The sequence below is a fragment of the Limnofasciculus baicalensis BBK-W-15 genome, from assembly GCF_024178385.1.
GTDB lineage: Bacteria > Cyanobacteriota > Cyanobacteriia > Cyanobacteriales > Coleofasciculaceae > Limnofasciculus > Limnofasciculus baicalensis.
The window spans coordinates 1-2,531 of the sequence record NZ_JAMZMM010000588.1; the positions used below are offsets into that span (position 1 = coordinate 1).

Below are 2,531 nucleotides of genomic sequence, written 5' to 3' on the forward strand. Positions count from 1 at the left end.
GAGTGGGGAGTAGGGAGTAGGGAACTCAAAACTCAAAACTCACAACTCTCTTCCCCATTTCCCCATTTTCTAAGAGTTTTTCTTCAGCCAGCTAAACATGGCGCGTAAATCTTTACCTACTTCTTCAATTGGATGTTCGGCTACCTGACGGCGCATGGCAGTAAATCCGGGTTTCCCTGCCTGCTTTTCTAACACAAACTCGCGGGCAAATTGCCCTGATTGAATTTCGGTAAGAATTTTCCGCATTTCTGCACGGGTTTGATCGGTGACAATGCGTGGTCCGCGAGTATAATCACCATATTCAGCAGTATTAGAAATGCTATCGCGCATCTTGGCCAAACCGCCTTCTACCACTAAATCAACAATAAGTTTAACTTCGTGGAGACATTCAAAATAAGCTAATTCTGGTTGATAACCTGCATTAACTAGGGTTTCAAATCCCGCTTTAATTAAGGCACTCAAGCCACCACAAAGCACTGCTTGTTCCCCAAATAAATCAGTTTCCGTTTCTTCGCGGAAAGTAGTTTCCAAAATACCTGCACGAGTACCACCAATACCTTTAGCATAAGCCATCGCGCGATCGCGAGCTTGTCCTGTGGCATCCTGATATACTGCAAATAAACAAGGTACGCCTTCCCCTTGCTCGTAAGTGCGCCGCACCAAATGTCCCGGTCCTTTGGGTGCTACCATAATTGTATCTACTCCCGGTGGCGGGACAACTTGAGCGAAATGAATATTAAAGCCGTGGGCAAAAGCTAAAATATTCCCATCTTCTAGATTGGGTTCAATTTCTTCTTTGTAAATCGTTTTCTGCACCTCATCTGGGAGCAGAATCATAATTAAGTCAGCAGCCTTTGCTGCATCAGCAACGGTATGGACTTTCACACCTGCGGCTTCAGCTTTCGCGGCAGACTTACTACCCGGATACAGCCCGACAATGACATTCATGCCACTATCTTTCAAGTTTAGGGCGTGGGCGTGACCTTGAGAACCATAACCCACGATCGCGATTGTTTTACCTGCGAGTAGGTCTAGGTTAGCATCAGCATCATAATACATCCGAGCCATAGAAGCATCTCCTTCCTATAAATGTGGCGATTAACTGCGAACTCTCGATTTTACCGCAAAACATGTACCCACATAATTTAATAGTTACAAAAAAAGGGAACAGACAAGAGTAAAGAAGGAGAGTTGAAATCAGCCTGGGCGAATTTCATTCGCAGCTACACAAACAAATTCCGCCTGCGCGGAATATGAAAAATTAAGGATTTATTAACCCGCGAAGGCGGGTTTTGTCTGTGTAGCTGCGGTTTCAACCGCCGAATTGAGATGAGTGGTTACTCATTCAGCCGACTAGGAATAGTTTTAAATTTCTCTTTAGATCCCAAAGAATAGTCTTGAATCTGGAAATCACCAAAAGGTTTAGCTTCTAAGCGGGAGCGCAAAGCCTCATCCAGAATTACTCCATCTGTTTTCTTACCCACACCAATCAGAATAATACTTCTTTGGTAAGCAGTTTCATCCTGATTTGTTTGACAATTTTTACCTCGAAATTGTCCCAAATTTAATAACCGATAATTCTTCACGCTACCCACATCTCGAAATAACTTTTTGCCTAAAAGTTGGATTTGTTCAGATCTTCCAAAAGCCCTGGCTTCTTCTGTGGCTGGGGAACCTTCACATGAAGCGGTTCCCACTGAAATAATTTCACTGGGATTATTCATAATTTTCTGGATTCCTTCTTCTGTTAAATTAGACTGTAATGATTCAACTGGGATCAGTTTTCCGCCATAGTTAACTTGAGATGAGCTACCAAGTTGCCATTTATATTCTCTCGATAGTACGGCTATATTAAATTCAGCGGTTTTTCCTTGGCTATCCTTTCCTTCAACGTAGGGAAAATAATCTACATCACCTTTTTTCTGTGGCGCTTGGGCGTTAGGTGCTAACCAACTCCTTTCTGAATAGGAAAAGCCTAAAGCGGTTAGGGTGATTAATCCCCATGTGACTAGGAGGAAGATTAAAAAAGCGAGGAGTAACCATCTTTGTCGCCCTTCATCTTGTGAGGGCAATGTTGCTTCCGGTAGTTGGGTAGTGGTACTCCCACCAAAATTTACAGTTGTTGTTGATGCCCCAATTGTTTGCCCTTCAATTACTGCAATTCGATCTAAAATTTCTCTGGCATTAGCAGGGCGTTGACGGAAATCTCGCTCCATTAACCAATCGATTAGATCTAAAAATTGAGGTGAAATGCCGGAAGTATAATCCCGCCAGTTCAAATCATCTGTTCGATTGGAGTACATTGTATCGGGATGTTGTCCTGTTAGTAAATAGACAAATGTTCTGCCCAAAGAAAAGAAATCCGATCGGGCTGTGGCATCCCCAGTTGCTTGTTCCGGTGCGGTGTAGCCTGTGGAAACAATTGCGGTAATCCGATGTCCTGCGCTAAGTTTGGCAAGGTAGGTGCGAGTCACTTCTCGCGCTGTGCCAAAATCAATTAATACGAGTCGATCCTCTCCTCGATCTGAGAA

At 43.6% G+C, this 2,531-nt stretch carries 2 protein-coding genes; both read right to left on the bottom strand.

What is annotated here, in order from left to right; translation table 11 throughout:
• Positions 1 to 69: 69 nt before the first annotated feature.
• Entirely contained in the window at positions 70 to 1,068 is a 999-nt protein-coding gene (gene ilvC, locus NJ959_RS28415; protein ID WP_254015120.1) for a ketol-acid reductoisomerase, read from the bottom strand.
• 269 nt (positions 1,069 to 1,337) lie between these two features.
• The coding region (locus NJ959_RS28420; protein WP_444881962.1) for a protein kinase domain-containing protein at positions 1,338 to 2,531 on the bottom strand (1,194 nt) is incomplete at its 5' end.